The sequence below is a fragment of the Lysobacter sp. Hz25 genome (assembly GCF_046097045.1).
Taxonomy (GTDB): Bacteria; Pseudomonadota; Gammaproteobacteria; order Xanthomonadales; family Xanthomonadaceae; genus Lysobacter; species Lysobacter antibioticus_B.
The window spans coordinates 1,145,936-1,163,448 of sequence record NZ_CP175666.1 but is presented as its reverse complement, the minus strand read 5'-3'; the positions used below and the strand labels follow the sequence as shown (position 1 = coordinate 1,163,448).

18 protein-coding genes and 1 tRNA gene are annotated in these 17,513 nt (G+C 69.9%); 7 read left to right on the top strand and 12 right to left on the bottom strand.

The features are described from left to right. The first annotated feature begins 4 nt into the window (after nt 1–4). The 4 genes from ACKN61_RS04840 (at nt 5) to ACKN61_RS04825 (ending at nt 4,139) form a co-directional block, all read left to right on the top strand. Nucleotides 5–1,363: a dihydrolipoamide acetyltransferase family protein gene (locus ACKN61_RS04840; protein ID WP_408952547.1), complete on the top strand. Its 1,359-nt coding sequence runs from the start codon at nt 5–7 to the stop codon at nt 1,361–1,363. Nucleotides 1,364–1,795: 432 nt separating this feature from the next. After that, nucleotides 1,796–2,602: a peptidoglycan DD-metalloendopeptidase family protein gene (locus ACKN61_RS04835; RefSeq protein WP_408952546.1), complete on the top strand. Its 807-nt coding sequence runs from the start codon at nt 1,796–1,798 to the stop codon at nt 2,600–2,602. Nucleotides 2,603–2,726: 124 nt separating this feature from the next. Continuing rightward, entirely contained in the window at nt 2,727–3,647 is a 921-nt protein-coding gene (locus tag ACKN61_RS04830) for a hypothetical protein (protein WP_408952545.1), read from the top strand. Nucleotides 3,648–3,755: 108 nt separating this feature from the next. Then, the gene (locus ACKN61_RS04825) at nt 3,756–4,139 is read left to right on the top strand and encodes a VOC family protein (protein ID WP_408952544.1); all 384 of its coding nucleotides are present in this window, start codon (nt 3,756–3,758) and stop codon (nt 4,137–4,139) included. Between the two features lie 146 nt (nt 4,140–4,285). On the opposite strand, the gene ACKN61_RS04820 is transcribed toward ACKN61_RS04825, so the two are convergent. From ACKN61_RS04820 to ACKN61_RS04810, 3 genes are all read right to left on the bottom strand, one after another. Beyond that, on the bottom strand, nt 4,286–5,248 hold the full coding sequence (locus tag ACKN61_RS04820) for an MBL fold metallo-hydrolase (RefSeq protein WP_408952543.1): 963 nt from the start codon (nt 5,246–5,248) through the stop codon (nt 4,286–4,288). A gap of 140 nt (nt 5,249–5,388) precedes the next feature. Then, nucleotides 5,389–5,712: a hypothetical protein gene (locus tag ACKN61_RS04815; protein WP_031372700.1), complete on the bottom strand. Its 324-nt coding sequence runs from the start codon at nt 5,710–5,712 to the stop codon at nt 5,389–5,391. Next, nucleotides 5,709–7,040, bottom strand: a complete 1,332-nt coding sequence (locus ACKN61_RS04810; protein WP_408952542.1) for a tryptophan--tRNA ligase — start codon at nt 7,038–7,040, stop codon at nt 5,709–5,711. Before ACKN61_RS04810 ends, ACKN61_RS04815 begins: the two co-directional genes overlap by 4 nt. A 200-nt stretch (nt 7,041–7,240) precedes the next feature. On the opposite strand from ACKN61_RS04810, the gene ACKN61_RS04805 reads away from it, so the two are divergent. Continuing rightward, the gene (locus tag ACKN61_RS04805) at nt 7,241–8,101 is read left to right on the top strand and encodes a hypothetical protein (RefSeq protein ID WP_408952541.1); all 861 of its coding nucleotides are present in this window, start codon (nt 7,241–7,243) and stop codon (nt 8,099–8,101) included. A 132-nt stretch (nt 8,102–8,233) separates the two neighbouring features. Here the strand turns inward: ACKN61_RS04805 and ACKN61_RS04800 are convergent, their stop codons facing one another. From ACKN61_RS04800 to ACKN61_RS04760, 9 genes are all read right to left on the bottom strand, one after another. Then, nucleotides 8,234–8,434 (bottom strand): CsbD family protein, encoded by a 201-nt coding sequence (locus tag ACKN61_RS04800; RefSeq protein ID WP_408952540.1) that lies wholly within the window; start codon nt 8,432–8,434, stop codon nt 8,234–8,236. A gap of 341 nt (nt 8,435–8,775) precedes the next feature. Continuing rightward, entirely contained in the window at nt 8,776–8,925 is a 150-nt protein-coding gene (locus tag ACKN61_RS04795; protein ID WP_031372696.1) for an entericidin A/B family lipoprotein, read from the bottom strand. 189 nt (nt 8,926–9,114) lie between these two features. Further along, entirely contained in the window at nt 9,115–10,038 is a 924-nt protein-coding gene (gene rocF, locus ACKN61_RS04790; RefSeq protein WP_031372695.1) for an arginase, read from the bottom strand. A gap of 471 nt (nt 10,039–10,509) precedes the next feature. After that, nucleotides 10,510–10,585: transfer RNA gene (locus tag ACKN61_RS04785), tRNA-Thr, on the bottom strand. A 98-nt stretch (nt 10,586–10,683) separates the two neighbouring features. Further along, nucleotides 10,684–11,544 (bottom strand): SPOR domain-containing protein, encoded by an 861-nt coding sequence (locus ACKN61_RS04780; protein WP_408952539.1) that lies wholly within the window; start codon nt 11,542–11,544, stop codon nt 10,684–10,686. A 22-nt stretch (nt 11,545–11,566) separates the two neighbouring features. Then, nucleotides 11,567–12,343 carry a type III pantothenate kinase gene (locus ACKN61_RS04775; RefSeq protein WP_408952538.1) on the bottom strand — a complete coding sequence of 259 codons (777 nt, stop codon included), beginning with the start codon at nt 12,341–12,343 and terminating at the stop codon, nt 11,567–11,569. Beyond that, entirely contained in the window at nt 12,340–13,338 is a 999-nt protein-coding gene (gene birA, locus ACKN61_RS04770; protein ID WP_408952537.1) for a bifunctional biotin--[acetyl-CoA-carboxylase] ligase/biotin operon repressor BirA, read from the bottom strand. The genes ACKN61_RS04775 and birA overlap by 4 nt, the downstream gene beginning before the upstream one ends. After that, nucleotides 13,338–14,018, bottom strand: coding sequence for a glycerol-3-phosphate 1-O-acyltransferase PlsY (gene plsY / locus ACKN61_RS04765; protein ID WP_408952536.1), 681 nt, complete (start codon nt 14,016–14,018; stop codon nt 13,338–13,340). Before plsY ends, birA begins: the two co-directional genes overlap by 1 nt. Before the next feature lie 232 nt (nt 14,019–14,250). Then, the gene (locus ACKN61_RS04760; RefSeq protein ID WP_408952535.1) at nt 14,251–16,074 is read right to left on the bottom strand and encodes a DegV family protein; all 1,824 of its coding nucleotides are present in this window, start codon (nt 16,072–16,074) and stop codon (nt 14,251–14,253) included. A 150-nt stretch (nt 16,075–16,224) separates the two neighbouring features. Between ACKN61_RS04760 and ACKN61_RS04755 the strand changes: the two genes are divergently transcribed. Further along, entirely contained in the window at nt 16,225–16,506 is a 282-nt protein-coding gene (locus ACKN61_RS04755) for a hypothetical protein (RefSeq protein ID WP_031372689.1), read from the top strand. A gap of 19 nt (nt 16,507–16,525) precedes the next feature. Continuing rightward, nucleotides 16,526–17,272, top strand: a complete 747-nt coding sequence (locus ACKN61_RS04750) for a zinc-dependent peptidase (RefSeq protein WP_408952534.1) — start codon at nt 16,526–16,528, stop codon at nt 17,270–17,272. Nucleotides 17,273–17,513 lie beyond the last annotated feature (241 nt).

The following is a 17,513-nucleotide window of genomic DNA, read 5'->3' as shown; positions in this document are numbered from 1 at the left end:
AGTCATGAGCGATACCAAGACCTTCCTGCTCCCCGACCTCGGCGAAGGCCTGCCCGACGCGACCATCGTCGAATGGTCGGTCAAGGTCGGCGACACCGTCCGTCTCGACGACACCCTGGTGTCGATGGAAACCGCCAAGGCCGTGGTCGAAGTGCCCTCGCCCGTGTCGGGCAAGGTGCTCAAGCTCGCCGGCGCCGCCGGCGATGTGATCGTCACCGGCACGATGCTGGCCGAGTTCGAGATCGACCCGAACCTGCCGCAGCGCGCCGACGGTCAGGACACCGGCCATCACCACGGCGGCGGCCATGCGCCGGCGCCGCAAGCGGAACCCGCTCCGGCGGCGGCCAAGCCCGCCGAAGCCGCCGAGCGCGCCGACAGCGGCACCGTGGTCGGGGCGATGCAGTCCTCCGATGCGGTGCGCAGCGAGCAGGCGGTCGCGGTCGGCGGCGTCAAGGCGATGCCGGCGGTGCGCGCGCTGGCGCGCAAGCTCGGCGTCGATCTGAGCCGGGTACGCGCTACCGGCGCCGACGGCGTAGTGACCATGGACGACGTCAAGCGCGCCGCCGCCGACGGCAGCGCGCAAGCCGGCGCCACGCCGGTGCAGCGCGCCGCCGATCGCGCACCCGCGCCCGCCGCGGCACCGACTGCGGTCGCCGCACCGGCACGCAGTGCGCTGTCGGCCTCCGGCCGGCCGATGCGCACCCAGCCGCCGGGCGTCGCCGTCACCGGTCAGCCCGAGCAGCTCAAGGGCGTGCGCCGCAACATGGCGCGGGTGATGGCCGATGCGCACAGCAAGGTCGTGCCGACCACGCTCGCCGACGACGCCGACATCAACGCCTGGCAGCCCGGCAACGACATCACCGGCCGCCTGGTGCGCGCGATCGTCGTCGCGTGCAAGACCGTGCCCGCGCTCAACGCCTGGTTCGACGGCGACAAGCTCACCCGCACCCTGCATCCGCAGGTCGACATCGGCATCGCCGTCGACACCGACGACGGCCTGTTCGTGCCGGCGCTGCGCAATGCCGACGTGCTCGATTCGCGCGGCGTGCGCGAGGCGATCAACCGCCTGCGCGCGCAGGTCGAGGACCGCAGCATTCCGGCTTCGGAACTCAGCGGCTACACCATCTCGCTGTCGAACTTCGGCATGTTCGCCGGCCGTTACGCGACGCCGGTGGTGGTACCGCCGACGGTGGCGATCGTCGCCGCCGGCAAGGGCCGCCACCAGATGACCCCGGTGATGGGCGGCTTCGAATCGCACAAGGTGATTCCGCTGTCGCTGACCTTCGATCACCGCGCCTGCACCGGCGGCGAAGCCGCGCGCTTCCTCAAGGCGATGATCGACGACCTCGCGCGTCCGAACTGAGTCCGAGCGAAAGACACCGCTCCCGCATCGCGCGGGAGCGGTTCGGGCCACTGCAAGCCCCGCGATCGACCATCAAGGCGCCGGCCATGCGCGCCGTGCCGGCGATCGGCCTCGCCTCCGCCGCGAGCGCCCCACGGCGCCCCTGACCCGATCAGGGTCGCCTGAGCTCTATCTTGCCGCCCCTCCCGCCGCGCCTCGGGGCGGCCATCGCTGCCGCCTGCCGCGGTTCTTCCCGGCCCTGGCCGAAATCCTCATTCCGCAACCGCGATAGCCATCACGCTCGCGGCTTCGATTGCGTTTAGGAATAAATAATTCCCTAAATCAATTAATCAGGAATCGCGCTAGCGTCGGCCCGCAATCCCGGCGCCGGGCGCCCGTTTCGGAACTCCGGCCCATCCTTCCCGTCCTCATCGACAGTCGAGAGGTTCCAGAATGAAGCGTTCCCTGCGCACGATGCTGTCGTGCATTTCAGTCGTGGCGTTCGGCCTGATCGCGCCGGCCGCCAACGCCGCCCGGCCGGCCTTCCAGATGCCTTTCCCCTGCGGCCAGACTTGGTACGGCGATACCTACCCCGGCCACGGCCTGCGCTATGCGGTCGACCTCAACCACAAGCCGCGCCCGCTCAGCGACGCCGATCTCGGCTCGACCGTGGTCGCCTCGGCCGGCGGCACCGCGCATACCTACAACCCTCATCCCGGCACCGGCTACGGCCGCCTGGTGGTGATCGACCACGGCGGCGGCTGGCAGACCTACTACGCCCACCTCAACAGCATCTCGGTCGGCAACGGCGCCAGCGTGTCGCAAGGGCAGAAGATCGGCACGCTCGGCAAGACCACCCGCCCCGGCAACAGCATCTCCGCGCACCTGCACTACGAACAGCGCCTCAACGGCGACGACCAGAAGATCGTCTGGAACGGCGCGACCATCGTCTACGACCAGTACGAAGTGGCCTACAAGAGCCGCAACAGCTGCAGCGCCGGCGGCGCCACCGGCACGGTCAAGACCAGCGGCTCGCCGCTCAACGTGCGCTCCGGCCCGGGCACCGGCTACAGCATCGTCGGCTCGCTCGCCAACGGCGCCAGCGTCACCATCCGCTGCCAGAAGACCGGCGAATCGGTCAGCGGCACGTACGGCACCAGCAATCTGTGGAACAACATCGGCGCCAGCGGTAGCAACCGCTATATTCCGGATGCCTACACCTACACCGGTTCCGACGGCCGCGTCGCACCGGATTGTTGATCGGGCGACAAGCGCAACGGGGCGGCGGCGAGATCGCCGTCCCGCTGCCCCCCCTTTCCGCTTCGCATCGAGGACGCCGATGACGCACGCCCACTCTTGGCCGACATGGACCGCACGGCTGGGCATGGCGCTGCTGACGTCCGCGCTGATCGGAGGCCTGGTCGGCGCGGCGATCACCCGCTGCTCGATGACGCCTGCGACGACGCAGGGCCGCGACGGCGCCACGACATCGCCCGCCCCCGGCCGCAGCGGCAAGCAGCCGCTGCACTCGGCCCTGGCCGACGCCCTGGCCAGCGACGGCCCGCGCAGCCGCGGCGCCGACGACCTCGACCGCAATATCCGCCGCGCCGGGCAGGACCCGGGCTATCTGCGCGAACTGCTGCGCCGCTATAGCTTCGAGACCGATCTCGACCGGCGCGGCGCCTTGCTCGCGATCCTGCAGGGCGTGGCCAACGACGAGGTGCTGCAACTCGGTCGGCAACTCGCCGGCAACCCCGACCCGGATACGCGTCGCAGCGGACTGGCCCTGCTCAAGGCATTTCCGCTCGACGTCGCCGAAGTGCGCGACACGCTGGCGCGGCAGTTGCGCGACGAACGCGACCCGGCCCTGCTGAAGGAAAGCATCGACATGCTGGCGCCCGCAGTGGTGGCCAGCGAAGACGCCGCGCCCTTGCTCGAACGCCTCGCCGCTCTGCGCGGCCATGCCGATGCTGAAGTGCGCGCCAGCGCCGTGCTGCAATCGGTGCGCTGGAACAAGCGCGGCGACGACGCAACCATCCTCGAACCCGCTCTGCTCGATCCGGACATCGCCGTGCGCCGCGCCGCCATCGCCGGCGTCGAAGCTTCCGGCGCGCGTTCCGATGGGCTCAAGATCGCCTTGCTCGATATCGCCGGCGATGCCCGGGCCGAATCGGACCTGCGCCGCTCGGCCGCGTTCGCCTTGCAGAACTTCGCCCTCGATCGCGACGAATACGCGCTGTACCGCGATGCGCTCGCCGCGCTCGCCCGCGCCGACGGTGCGGGCCCGGGATTGCCGCTGCATTGAATCGCGGCGATGCGACGTGACGCGGTACCGCATCGCCTCGCAGGCACTTCCCCGCCCGCGGTCGGCGCGGCAATCTGCAGGCCGGTCTACCTTCCACAGAGCACTGCCATGACCCATCGCAGCCGCTTGGCCGGATTCATCATCGATTGCGAAACCGGCGACCTCGACGCCGCCGCGAATTTCTGGAGCGGCGCGCTAGGTTTGGCCCGGGTCGAAACCTACGACGACGACGGCGCGCAATACGCCCAACTCGCCAACGGCCCCGCCGAGCTGCACATCGAAGTGCAGAAAGTCGCGCACCCCTCGCGCGTGCACCTGGACATCGAAAGCGACGATCTCGACGCCGAAGCCGGGCGCCTGGAAGCGCTTGGCGCCAAGCGCATCGCCTTCGTCAAACGCTGGTGGGTGATGGAAGCGCCGACCGGCCACCGCTTCTGCATCGTGCGCATGAAGCATCCCGAACAGGGCGCGCCGCCGAACGTCTGGGACTGACGCCGGCATCGCGCCGCGCCGCGGCGAGCTCAGCTGGCATCGACTACAAGATGGTCGCGGCCGCTGGATTTCGCTCGGCATAAAGCCTGATCGGCGCGATCGAACACTGGCTCGGGGCGGTCGCGTTCCGACTCGCCGAAAGCGGTTCAGCCCGTCGCGTCGACCGTCGTGACCGAGCGCTCGGCCTGGCGATCGAGCCACACAGCCAGGCCCTGCGCATTGAGTTCGATGTCGACCGCGAGCCCGGCCTGGATCTGCGCCTCGCTGAGCGGGCTGCCGTGGGCCAGGGCGCGCTCGGTGTACAGCGCCCTCAGCGCCTCGCTCAGGCGCGCATGACGTTCGCCGTCGGCGGCCTGCGCTTTTCCGATCCGCACCATCGCGTCGATCTGTTCGATCAACTCCGCGCCGAGCCGCTGCACGTCGCCGACGCGGCCGTAATGGGTCAGGTACACCGCTTCGGGATCGCTCGCGAGCAAGGTGCGGATCGAAGCCTTGAGCGGTTCCGGCTCGAACTGCACCGGCGAGGAAGTCGGCAGGATGAAGGGCCCGCGCGCCGAATCGAATTCGCGATAGGACAGGCCGAAGGTGTCGCCGGTGAACCAACTGCGGCTGCGTTCGTCCCACACGCACAGGTGATGGCGCGCATGCCCCGGCGTGTCGACGCACAGCAGCGGCCGTCCGGCCAGCTCGACCACATGGCCGTCGCGGGCGATGACGACGCGCTCGGCCGGCACCGGCACGATCTCGCCGTAGCTGCGCGCCATTTCCTCGGCGCCGTAGACCGCGGTCGCGCCGGCGACCAGGCGCGCCGGGTCGATCATGTGCGGCGCGCCGCGCGGATGCACCACCAAGCGCGCGTTCGGCAGTTGCTGCATCAGCGCGCCGGCGCCGCCGGCGTGATCGAGATGGACGTGGGTCAGGATCAGCCAATCGATGTCGGCCGGCGTCAGGCCCTGCGCCGGCAGGGCCGAGAGCAGCGCCGGAATCGAATGCTGGGTGCCGCAGTCGATGAAAGCGCCGCGGCCGTTGTCGACGACGAGATACGCGGCGTCGAAGATCGGCCGCTGAAAGCCGGTGTCGATGGTGACGATGCCCAGGGATTCGCTCATGACGGCACTGCACTGCGCTGCGGAGTCGGCGCCCAGTCTATGCGCTGTGGGCCGCGGCAACATGCGGCTTTGGTCGCAGGAGTCGGCGCCTGCCGCCCGCTCGACGCAGGCCGTGCACCAAGACCTTCAACCGCGCCCCTTCAATCGAGGAAGTCGGTCAAACGCCTCAGCCAGCGCCAACGCACCACACCGGCGATGGTCAGCGTCGCCAGGAACACCCCGTAGCCCAGCGAGGTCGCGAAGATCTGCGGCCACATCGCGCCATAGGCATCGCCGGCGTAACGATGCGCCCAGCGGATCGCCAACACGAAGGCGCATACCGATGCGGCCAACGACACCGCATCGAACAAGCGCCGCGCGGCATTGCGCGGCTGCCGCGGGTACAACCAGAACAGCGCGCCGAGAATCGCGAACCAGGGCAAGAACAGGATCAGCGCCAGGTTGAGTTCGACGAACCGGCTCACGACGTCGCGCTGTCCTTCGCCGCCTGCGCCTCGGCTTCGGCCTGGACGATCGCGGCCAGGGCCGCGGCCACGGCATCGCGGCGCGCGTCGTCGACGGCATCGGCGGCGGCCAACAAAGCCGCGACATCGCTCTTGCCGGCCTTGAGCGCGGCGATCAACTGCCCGGCATCCTTCGGCGAGGCGAAACCGCGGCTCTGCAGCAGCACTTCATCGCCGTCGGCGAGCTTGAAATAGAACTGCCCGTCGGCTTCGCGGTACTGTTTGAACACCGGCAGGCTCGCCTTGCTCTCGGCCTTGACCGAGGCCTTCGTCGTGGTCTGCGACAAATCGCGCAAACCCACCGCTTCGCGCAGCGCCTTCATGCGCGGGCTGACGTGCTGCGCGCGCACGCGGCGGGCGCCGTCGACCAGGATCGCTTCGATGTCCTGCGGACGCGCCATCAAGGTTTCGTACTTCGCGCGCAGCGGCGCGATTTCGCTGTCGATGCGTTCGAATAGCGCCTGCTTGGCCTCGCCCCAGCCGATGCCCTCGGCGAAAGCGCGGCGCATCGCTTGCGTTTCCTCGACGCTGGCGAAGGCCTGGTAGATCTGGAACAGGGCCGAACCTTCGGTGTCCTTGGCTTCGCCCGGCGCGCGCGAATCGGTGACGATCGAATAGATCAGCTTCTTCAAAGTCTCGCGCGGCGCGAACAAGGGGATGGTGTTGTCGTAGCTCTTGCTCATCTTGCGGCCGTCCAGGCCCGGCAAAGTCGCCACGTTGTCCTCGATCAAGGCCTCGGGCAGGACGAAGTGCTCGCCATAGAGATGATTGAAGCGCTGGCCGACGTCGCGCGCCATCTCGATGTGCTGGATCTGGTCGCGGCCGACCGGCACCTGGTTGGCGTTGAACGCCAGGATGTCGGCCGACATCAGCACCGGGTACATGAAGAGGCCGGCGGTGATCGCGGCATCGTCGTCCTCGCCTTCGGCGCGGTTCTTGTCGACCGCGGCCTTGTAGGCGTGGGCGCGATTGAGCATGCCCTTGCCGGCGACGCAGGTCAGGAACCAGGACAGTTCCGGAATCTCGACGATCTCGCTCTGGCGATAAAACCAGACCTTGGCCGGATCGAGCCCGCAGGCCAGCCACGCCGCCGCGATCTCCAGGGTCGAGCGCTGCACGCGCTCGGGCTCCTGCACCTTGATCAGCGCGTGCAGGTCGGCGAGGAAATAGAAGCTCTCCACGTCCGGGGCGAGGCTGGCGGCGATCGCCGGGCGGATAGCGCCGACGTAGTTGCCGAGGTGCGGGGTACCGGATGTGGTGATGCCGGTCAGGATGCGGGTCTGGGTCATTGCCGATCGTGGGTGGAACGTGGCCGGTCAGTGTACCCGCTGCCCGGCGAGGCCCGCCTCGTCCGGAGGTCCCAGCCTGAGCCGCGCGTGAGCCGCGCATGAGCGGCAGCTGAGCGCCGCGCGTCGCCCCGGCCGGGGCGGCGCAACCCCATTGCGGGAACCGGTGCGTTTGCATGCACGACCACCCAGGAGACACCGCCATGTTCCGCACCCTCGCCCTGCTCGCCGGTGCCGTGTTGACCGCCACCGCCTGCACTCCGGCCTACGGCCGTCCGCTGGTCGACCTCGCGGTGATCGACCGCGACAGCGGCGACTGGCTGCCGGCCTATCCGCACCGCGGCCAGCAGTGGATCGCCGGCACGCCCGGCCACCGCTACTCGGTGCGCCTGACCAACACCAGCGGCCAGCGCGTGCTGGTCGTACTCTCGGTCGACGGCGTCAATGCGGTCAGCGGCCAGACCGCCAACCCCTCGCAGGCCGGCTACGTGCTCGATGCCTGGCAATCGACCGAGATCAACGGCTGGCGCAAATCGCTCGACGATGTCGCTCAGTTCGTCTTCACCGACCTGCCCGACAGTTACGCCGCGCGCACCGGGCGCCCCGACAACGTCGGCGTGATCGGCGTGGCGGTGTTCGAGGAACGCCCGATTTATCGCGAAATTCATCGCGAACCGCCGCGTCCGTATCCCTATCCCTACCCGCAGCCGCCGTATGGCCGCGCCGAGGGCATGGCCGAGGCCGAACGCCGGGCCTCAAACGGCGCCGCCGCGCCGGCCGCCACCGCCTCGGCAGCGGGTAAGGCGCGCGAAGCCGCCGCCGACAGCGCCGCCGCGCAATCCATCGGCACCGGCCACGGCGCGCGCGAATGGTCGCCGGTCTCGCAGACCGACTTCGTGCGCGCGTCGCGTTCGCCGGCCCAGGTCATCCAGTTCCGCTACGACGATTACCGCAATCTGGTCGCGCGCGGCATCGTGCCGCGTTATCGCGCGCCGTATCGCGATAACGAACCGCGCGCTTTCCCGAACGGTTTCGTCGCCGATCCTCCGCCGCGCGGCTGGTAATCGCGGCAACCGGGCCCGTCGCCGCAGCGCGCACAAAAAACGGGCCGGAAAGCTCCGGCCCGTTGTTCCTCGTCGATGACGCTGCGCTGCGCTATCGATGGGCGCCGATGATCAGACGCCGTGGCGCATCGCTCAGTTCAGCGTCTTGCCGAATTCCTTCACTTCCTTCTCGGCCCGCTCGCGTTCCCAGCCGTAGCGTTCCTGCAACTTGCCTGCGAGGTATTCGGAGTTGCCTTCGGCGATATCGAATACGTCGTCGGTCAGATCGCCCCACTTGGCCTGGGCCTTGCCTTTGATCTGGGTCCACTTGCCGGCAATGATGTCTTTGTTCATCGATAACACTCCTTCGTTGGGGGATTCGGATTCGGCACGACGCGCGAATTTCGCAACGCGTCGTCAGGCTTGCCGATATCGCCGGAACAGATTCGCAGCGCAGACGTTCCGATGAGGTCACGATTGCGTTAGCCGAGGCTTGATGTCGGTGAACGGCATGAATCCTTCATTCCGTTTCTGTGCGCGCGGTAGCGTTTGCACGGTTGCGCTGCGCGCTTTGCGGACATCGAGGAAGCGAGCCAACGATGAATGCGTCGGCGCCGCAGCGGATGCCAAACCCCAGACGCAGAAAAGGCCGGATCGCTCCGGCCTTTTCTTTGCATCTCGTCGGGCCGTACGGCTTATTTGCCGTCGCGGACCTCTTCGGCCTTCTGCTCGACCTTCTCACCGGCCTTCTTCACGTCCTTGCCGGCACCGGCCACGGTGTTGCAAGCAGTCAGGGTGCCCATCGAGAACAGGGCCAGCAGCAACAGGGCAGTCAAACGCTTCATAAGAACTCCTTGGTCGGTTACGGATACCAGATCGGGCCGCGCACGCAGTCGCGTCCTGACTGGCATGAGACGCGAGCGAATGTGAAGCCGGCGTGCAGCGCCGGCCCGGAAGACCATGAAACAAGGCGTCGTGCGCCTGTCCCGCCGCGAAGCCGTCAGCCCCGATTCATCGCCGCGGAGAGGGTCGCGTCATTCGCGCATCAAGGTCGATTTTCCGAACAGGCTCTCGACCAGGTCGACCGCGAGCTTGGCGGTGCGGTTGCGCTTGTCGAGGATCGGATTGAGTTCGACGATGTCCAGCGAAGCCAGGCGGCCGCTGTCGGCGATCATCTCCATGACCAACTGCGCCTCACGATAGTTCGGACCGCCCGGCACCGTGGTGCCGACGCCCGGGGCGATGCTCGGATCGAGGAAGTCGACGTCGAAGCTGACGTGCAGATGGGTGTTTTCGTCGACGCCTTCGAGCGCTTCCTCCATCACCCGCTTCATGCCGATCTCGTCGATGTAGCGCATGTCGTAGACATCGAGCCCGTGCTGCTGGATCAACTGCTTCTCGCCGCGATCGACCGAGCGGATGCCGATCTGGCGGATCTCGTCGGGGCGCATCGCCGGCGCCGAACCGCCGAGATGGGTCAGCGCTTCCGGGCCGAGACCGCACAGGCACGACACCGGCATGCCGTGGATGTTGCCCGACGGCGTGACCTGGCTGGTGTTGAAGTCGGCGTGCGCATCGAGCCAGAGCACGCGCAATTGCTTGCCGGTCTCGCGGCAGTGCTGCGCCACCGCCGTGATCGAACCCAGGCCGAGGCAGTGATCGCCGCCGAGCAGGATCGGCATGCGCCCTTCGCGCAGTTCCGCGCCGACCGCATCCATGACCAGACGATTCCAGGCCACCACCTCGGGCAAGTGGCGATAGCCTTCGACCGGCTTTTGCCAGGGATTGCGCGGGCCGTCGAGGTTGCCGCGATCGACCACATCGACGCCGCGCGCGGCGAGGGCTTCGCCGAGGCCGGCGATGCGCAGCGCTTCCGGCCCCAGACGCGCGCCGCGATGGCCGGCACCGACGTCGGTCGGCGCACCGAGCAAGGACACCGGAGGATAAGTACGACTCATGTGAATTCCTCTTCCCTGCGCCGGCGTTGCGACGCACGAGGGATATCGATAGTGAACGCAGACGATGCCCGCGGCATCGCGCGATCGCCGCAACAGGGCCGCGCGTTGCGCTGCGGCCGCCGACGATGCCGGCATTCTAGCTCAGGGCGGATGCGGGGCTGGGGGCGGGCTGTTGAGCGGCGCTAGGGCGTTGCGCTGCAGCACGGGTGGTGCGGCGGGTTGGGGCGAGCGCGCTCGGTCCCTGCCGCAGTTCACGATGCTCTGGGGCCGACACCGCAATCACGCCGTTCGGAAGGTAGCCGTGGGACGCAGTGCGTTGGCGCCTGCTCGCCTGCGCTGTGGCGGAGACTGGACAGCCAGGGCAGTGTTCTGACGGAAGCCGGAACGATTCGCGCTGTTGGATGGATTGGCCGGGCGGCTATCTTTTCTTGAGCTCACTTGGCCGGGCGGTTGTCTTTATTGGGGGTCACGTGGTGCCGCTTGTCCGAATCGAACGGACGACCGCTCGCTTACAAGGCGAGTGCTCTACCAACTGAGCTAAAGCGGCAAGGTACGTGACGGCGCGTCGTGCGGATCGGGACCCGGGGTTCGATACGGCGACGGCAGGCGCATTCTACGCGCCCCCGCCTCCCACGGACAGCGCGCTCAGCCGAGCGTGCCGCAGGACACAGTGCGCCAACGCTGCGCGCCGGCGGCGCGGCGCAAGGCATCGCCGTTCGAGGTGGTGGTGGAAGCATCGATCCAGGTCGCCGAGGCGGTCTCGCCGAGCGCTTCGACCCGCGCCGGGAAACCGGCTTCGCTGAGCGAGGACGCACGCTTGCGCGCCGACTCCTCGCTCCGGAAGCGGCCGAGGGCGATGCCGTTGGCATCGGCGCCACCGCCGCCCATCACGAACAGATCGCTGAAACCTGCGGCGCGAATGCGTTGCGCGGTCGCTTGCGCGGCCTCCGCGCTCGCGGCCGGCGGCAGATACACCCGCCAACCGCGCGAAGGATTCGAGGTGCCGGCCTGAGCGCGCGTCGCCAGCTTCTGCGCGAGCGGCTGCAACTTCGCCCGCGCCGCGTCGGCGGCCGCGGCATCGGCGAAGGGGCCGATGCTGAAGCACTGCGCTTTCGCCACTTCGGCCGGCGCCGGCACCGGCGTGGCGGCGGCGGTGGGCGGCGGCAGTGCGGCCGGCGGCGCGCCGCTCGCGGCATCGAGCTTCGCCGCCGCGGCCTCCGCCTTGGCCGCTTCGGTCTGATCGACATCGGGCTGGCGCGCGCTCGTCGCCGGCAGCTTGCCGGCGCTGTCCACCAAGGCGGCGGCCGGCGCCGACGGCGCAGTCGCCCCGGCTTGCGCTACCGCCTTGGACTCGGCCAGCTTGGATTCGCCGGCCAGTTGCAGGCGGGCCACGCCGAGCGGCAGTGTCTCCTCGGCCGCGGCGGCCGGGACGGGACGCGCGACCCACCAGGCGGCGACGCCGATGTTGAGCGCGATCAGCAGAACGATGAGGGCACGGACGAGCATGCGCGGATTCTATCGCCTGGGTTCAGGGGGAAGTTTCGATGCCGGCCCAGATCGCGAGTCCTTGCAGGACCAGCGTCGGGGCCAGGGTCGGCGACGGCAGAGCGGCGGCCAGCGCATCGGCGCCGCCGCCGTGCAACAGCAGACGCGGCCGCCGGCCGAGTTTCGCGGTCGCCGAGGCCAGGCTGCGTTCGATCAGGGCCAAGGCCGCGCCGTCGCAACCCGAGGCCAGGGCATCTTCGGTGTCGGCGGCGAAATCGAGCGTCTCGCCGCCGTGTTCGGGCAATTGCGGCGCGCGCGCATGCAGAGCCTCGCGCATCAGGGTCGGCGACGGCGCGATCAGGCCGCCGTGGTGCAGGCCGTCGGCGTCGAGCAGATCGATGGTGAGCGCAGTGCCGACCCCGCAGATCAAGGCCGCGCCCTCGCCTTGCGCGTGCGCGCCGAGCAAGGCCAGGAAACGGTCGGCGCCGAGCTTGCGCGGTTCGGCATAGGCGATGCGCACCGTATCGGAGCGCGCCGCGGCGAAACCCTGCGGCGAGCGGAAACTCGCTTGGGTGCGCGCGATCGAGATCCGCCGGCAACGCACGGTCAGTGCTTCGAGCACCGCCAGGCGCAACGCAGGATGCGCCACGCTGGCCAGATAGGCGACCTCGATCCGCTCCGCCGGCAAGGCCTCGGCGAGTGCGGCGGCGACGTCTTCCTCGCGATGCGGCAGCGCCACGGCATCGCCGGGACGGCCGTCGGCGCCGAGCGGCGCGCACTTGAGGCGGGTGTTGCCGAGATCGAACAGCCAGGCGCTCAACGCGATGCTCCTTGCGCGCGCCGCACGCTGACTTCGCCGGCGTGGAAACGGCGTTCCTCGCCATCGTCCAGGCGCACGCGCAGGGCGCCGTCGTCGGCCAGGCCGAGGGCGATGCCCTGATGCGTCGCGTCGGCGCCGTGCACACTGACCGCCTGCCCGGCCAATGCATCGAACGCGGCGTAACGGTCGAGGAACGGCGCCAGCCCGGCCTCGTCGAATTCGTCCAGCGCCGGCAGCAAGCGCTCCAGCAGGGCCGCAGCGACCGTGTCGCGCGCCACCGCGCGCGCGCCGGCAAGGCCGGACAGGTCGCTCCAGGGCTGGTCGATCGAGGCCGCAGCCGCGGCCGGCATGCGCACGTTGAGCCCGAGCCCGATCACCGCGCGCGCCGGCCCGGCGTATTCGCCGCCGCCTTCGATCAGCAGGCCGCCGAGCTTGCGCAGGCCATCGCCGTCGAGCACGACCAGGTCGTTCGGCCATTTCAGCCGCACCGGGGCATAGCCGAGGCCTTGCAGGGCCTCGACCGCGGCGATGCCGGCGACCAGGCTCAGCCCGCCGAGGCGCGCCAGGCCGCCGCCGAACGAGCGCGACAAGGAGAGATACAGATGCGCGGCCAGCGGCGAGGCCCAGACCCGGCCGCGGCGCCCGCGCCCGCCGGTCTGGCGTTCGGCCAGCAACACCGCGACGCCTTGCGCCGGGGTCGGCCGGCGCAGCAGCTCGCTGTTGGTCGAATCGATGCTCCAGGCCACTTCGAGCGCGGCCAGCCGGGCCCGCGTCGGCGCCGACAACGCGGCGACGATCGCCTCGGCATCGAGCAGATCCAGCGGCTGCGACAGCGCATAACCGCGCCCGGGCTTGGCTTCGATCGCTATACCCGCTTCGCGCAAGGCTTCGATGCGCTTCCACACCGCCGCGCGGGTCTGCCCGGCGGCGCTGGCGAGCGCGTCGCCGGTGGCGGGGCCTGCGATCAGGTGCTGCAACAGCGCGCGGTCGTCCATCAGCTCCGGCGCCAACGGTGCAGCAGACGCGCGCCGGCGAAGCGCGATTCGGTGCCGGCGCGCAGACGCGCCAGGTTGCCGCGGTGGGTGAACACGACCAACAGTGCGGCGGCGATCGCGAAGCATTGCCGCGGCAGGCCGGCATCGCCGAGCCAGGCGAGCAGGGGCAGGCACAGCGCCGCGATCACCGTGGCCAGGCCGACATAGCCGCTGGCGATCAGCACCACGGCCCAGACCAGCAACAGCAGCGGCACCGCGAACGGCCACAACACCATCAGCGCGCCGACCAGGGTGGCCGCGCCTTTGCCGCCGCGGAACCCGTGCCAGATCGGCCAGACATGGCCGAGCACCGCGGCGAACGCGGCGAGATAACCGTGCGCGGTCACCGACAAGTCGTCGCCGACCGGCGCGAAGCGCAGCGCCAGCCAGGTCGCCAGTGCGCCCTTGCCGATGTCGAACACGACCACGACCGCAGCGAAACGCAGGCCCTGAGTGCGGAAGGCATTGGTGCCGCCGGCGTTGCCGCTGCCCTGCTGGCGGATATCGACGCCGCGCAGGCGCCCGAACAGCAGGCTGCCCGACAGGGAGCCGATCGCGTACGCCGCCAACAACAACACCACCGACAACGGCGCCACCGCGATGGCGGCGGACAGGGGCGGCGGGAGGGCGGCGAGCGACATGGGCGAATTATGCGCGAGCCGCTACGAGAGCCGATACGGATTCGAGCGCCGTGCCGGGGGATGCGCCGTTGCGCGGCGGCCGCTTGCGGACATGAGCCTTCGCAGGACTGCCGGCGATCGGGCCGCAGCCGGGTCACGGCTTGCCCCCTGTACGGCGTCGGCTACGGGTAGGAGCGGCGCGAGCCGCGACCGCGCCCTCTCACGCTTGCCGCGTAACCGTTGGGCCGCGGCCTCAGCCCGGCGCCGGCTGCAGCGACACCAGCAACGCCCCGCGCCCGGCATGGGCACCGAGCGCCGGCCCGGTCTCGACCAGCCAGGCCTGTTCCAGGTCTAGGCGGCGGCGCAGGGCCTCGAGCAGGCGCTCGCCGTCGCCGAGGGCGTCGCAATGGCCGACGATCGCGCGCCAGCGCTGCCCGTCCGGCAGGCGCCGCGTCAGATGGCGTGCAAAGGCCTCGGGCGCGTCCTTCTTGGCGAACAAGCCGCCGCTGACGCTCAACCGCCCCTCCGGCTTCATCTTCGCAACCGGGGTCAGGCCGGTGTAACGCACCAGCGGCCCGGCCCAGGGCGGAATCCGCCCGCCGCGCACCGCGTGCGAGATATCCCGCGCCATCGCCCAGGTCCGGGTCAGCGGACGCAGGCGTTCGAGTTCGGCCACGATCGCCGCCAGCTCGGCGCCGTCGGCGGCCAACTCGGCCGCACGCCATGCCAGCAAGGCCTGGCCGCCGGCGGCATTGAAACTGTCGAACACCTGCACCCGGCGCGCATCGGCACGCGCCGCGGCCTGTTCGCCCGACTGCAGGGTGCCGGAGACCGCGCGCGACAGGCCGACATAGAGGATCTCGGCGCGGTGCCCCAACAGGAACTCGAAGGCGCGGCGGAAATCGCCCGGCGGCGGCTGGCTGGTGCGCGGCAAGTCGGCGCTGCCGGCCATGCGCCGGTAGAACTCGGCGGTGGCCAGGCCGATCTTGTCGAGATAGTCGCGGCCGTCGATCGACACCCGCACCGGCACCACGTGCAGGCCGTAGCGTTCGGCCAGGGCCTCGGGCAGATCGGCGGCGCTGTCGGTCACCACCGCCACCCGCTGCACCCGTTCGACGCTGCGTTGCTGTTGCAGCATGTCGTCGGCCTTCATGGCCTCGACCGCGCCGAACGCCGCGCAGGCATCGAACAAACGCTGCGGCACGCCGACGTGGGCATGCACGCGCATGCGCGCCTCGCCGCCGGCCAGGACCAGCGAATCGGCACCGATCGCTTCGAGCGCGGCGAGCAGCCGGCTGCGTTCGATGCCGCTGCCGATCACCAGGCATTCGCTGCACCAGCGCCGCTGCGGGTCGACCGCTTCGTGCACCGGTGCCAGCGCTTCCCCGTGTCCGGCGCAGGCTTCGTTGGCGGCGCTGACGCCGGCGTGCACGCGCAGCGCACGCGGGCCGCCGTCGACGAATTCGGCGATGCCTTCGAGCAGATCGACGAAGCCCTTGGCGCCCGCGTCGACCACGCCGGCCTTCTGTAGCAGCGCCATCTGCTGCGGCGTGCGCGCCAGCGCGTTGCGGGCCTGGATCAGCGCGGCGGAGAAACCCGGGCGCGGGTCGCCGTCGCGGCTGGCCAGCGCGGCCTCGTCGAGGGCGTCGGCGAAGGCGTTGATGACGCTGAGGATGGTGCCCTCGACCGGATGCGCCAGCGCGGCCCGGGCATTGACCGCGCCGTGGCGGACCGCGGCGGCAAGGGTCGCGGCGTCGAGCTCGGGCCGGCTGCGGGCGTACTCGGCCACGCCGTGCAGGAACTGGGCCAGGATCGCCCCGGAGTTGCCGCGCGCGCCGTCGATGGCATCGTCGCCGATCCGCAACAACAGCTCGCCGATATGACGGCTGCGCCGGCTCAGCGCCCCATTCAGCAGACTGCCGAGGGTGTGCGCGAGGTTGTTGCCGGTGTCGCCGTCGGCGACCGGGAACACGTTGATCCGGTTGAGCAGGTCGCGCCCGGCGATGACCCGGCGCGCCCCCGCGATCAAGGCCCGGCGCAGGGCCGGCGCGGTCAGCGGAGGATGGGCGATCGCCATGGCGGCAGTCTGCGGCAAACCGGCGCGGGCGTCTGTTGCGGCGCAGCATCGATCTTGCGCGCCCCGAGACGGCCCAGGCCGCGGGTTTCGCGCTATAGTCGGGAAATCGCTCGACGCCGGATTCCGGCCGGGCCGATCAAGGATTCCGCCATGTTACGGATCTGTCTGTGCCTGCTGTTCGCCCTCGCCAGTGCGACCTTGGCCGTCGCGGACGTCGGTGCACGCGAAGTCAACAAGCTCAGCCCGAACGATGCCTGCCCCGAAAGCAGCGCATCGCGCAAGGACACGGCGGCCCGCCCGAGCAGCCGCAGCGCCGCGCCGCCGACCGCTCGCGACACCAAGGCCAAGCCCAGCGTGCACAGCGACGCCGAAGGCAACAACCGCCTGCAGTCGCCGCGTTGGCACAACTTCCTGCCGGGCATGTTCCGCTGATCCGCTGACGGCACCGCCTTTGTTCGACCTGTTGCGCCGTCTGCGGCGCCCGCCCCTGATCGATGACGCCTTGTGGCGCGACGCCGTCGCCGCCTTGCCGTGGGCGCGCGCGCTCGACCCGCAGCGCCAGCAACGCCTGCGCGAGCTGGCGGCGCGTTTCCTGCACGAAAAAACCATCAGCCCGATCGGCGAGCTCGAACTCGACGCGCACCAGCGTTGCCTGCTCGCCGCCTTGTGCTGCCTGCCCTTGCTCGAGTTCGGCCAAGAGGGCCTGCGCGGCTGGTCGCAGTTGATCGTCTACCCCGATGCGTTCCGGGTGAACCGCAGCCACACCGATGCGGCCGGCGTGCTGCACGAATGGCAGGACGAATTGATCGGCGAGTCCTGGGAAGCCGGCCCCTTGATCCTGTCCTGGGCCGACGTGCTGGCCGACTGCGAAGAACCGCGCGCCGGCTTCTGCGTCGCTGCGCACGAGATGGCGCACAAGCTCGACCTGCTCGACGACCTGCTCGACGGCACCCCGCCCTTGCCGCGCCCGTGGCAACGCGAATGGGCGCGCGATTTCCAACAGGCCTACGACGCCTTCGTCGCCGACGTCGACGCCGGCCGCGACACCGCCATCGACCCTTACGCCGCCGAAGCGCCCGAAGAGTTCTTCGCCGTCGCCACCGAATACCACTTCAGCGATCCCGCCCTGCTGCGCGAGCAGATGCCCGCGGTGGCCGCGCATCTGCAGCGGTTCTATGGGGTTTCGCCGTTCGCTTGAGGGATCCGGCAAGCGTTCCTGTAGGAGCGGCGTGAGCCGCGACCAACCGAAGCGGTGAGATACCACTCCGTGGCCGAAGCGAAGTGCCTGGCATGCGGCGATAACCGCACCGATTGTCCGTGTTCCGGGGATGGCGCTTGCGTACGTCGCGTTGGTTGGTCGCGGCTTGCGCCGCTCCTACAGGAGGTTGCCGGAGCCTTCGGCCGTCAGCGAAGCGAGACCGCAACAGCGCGGTCGCGAC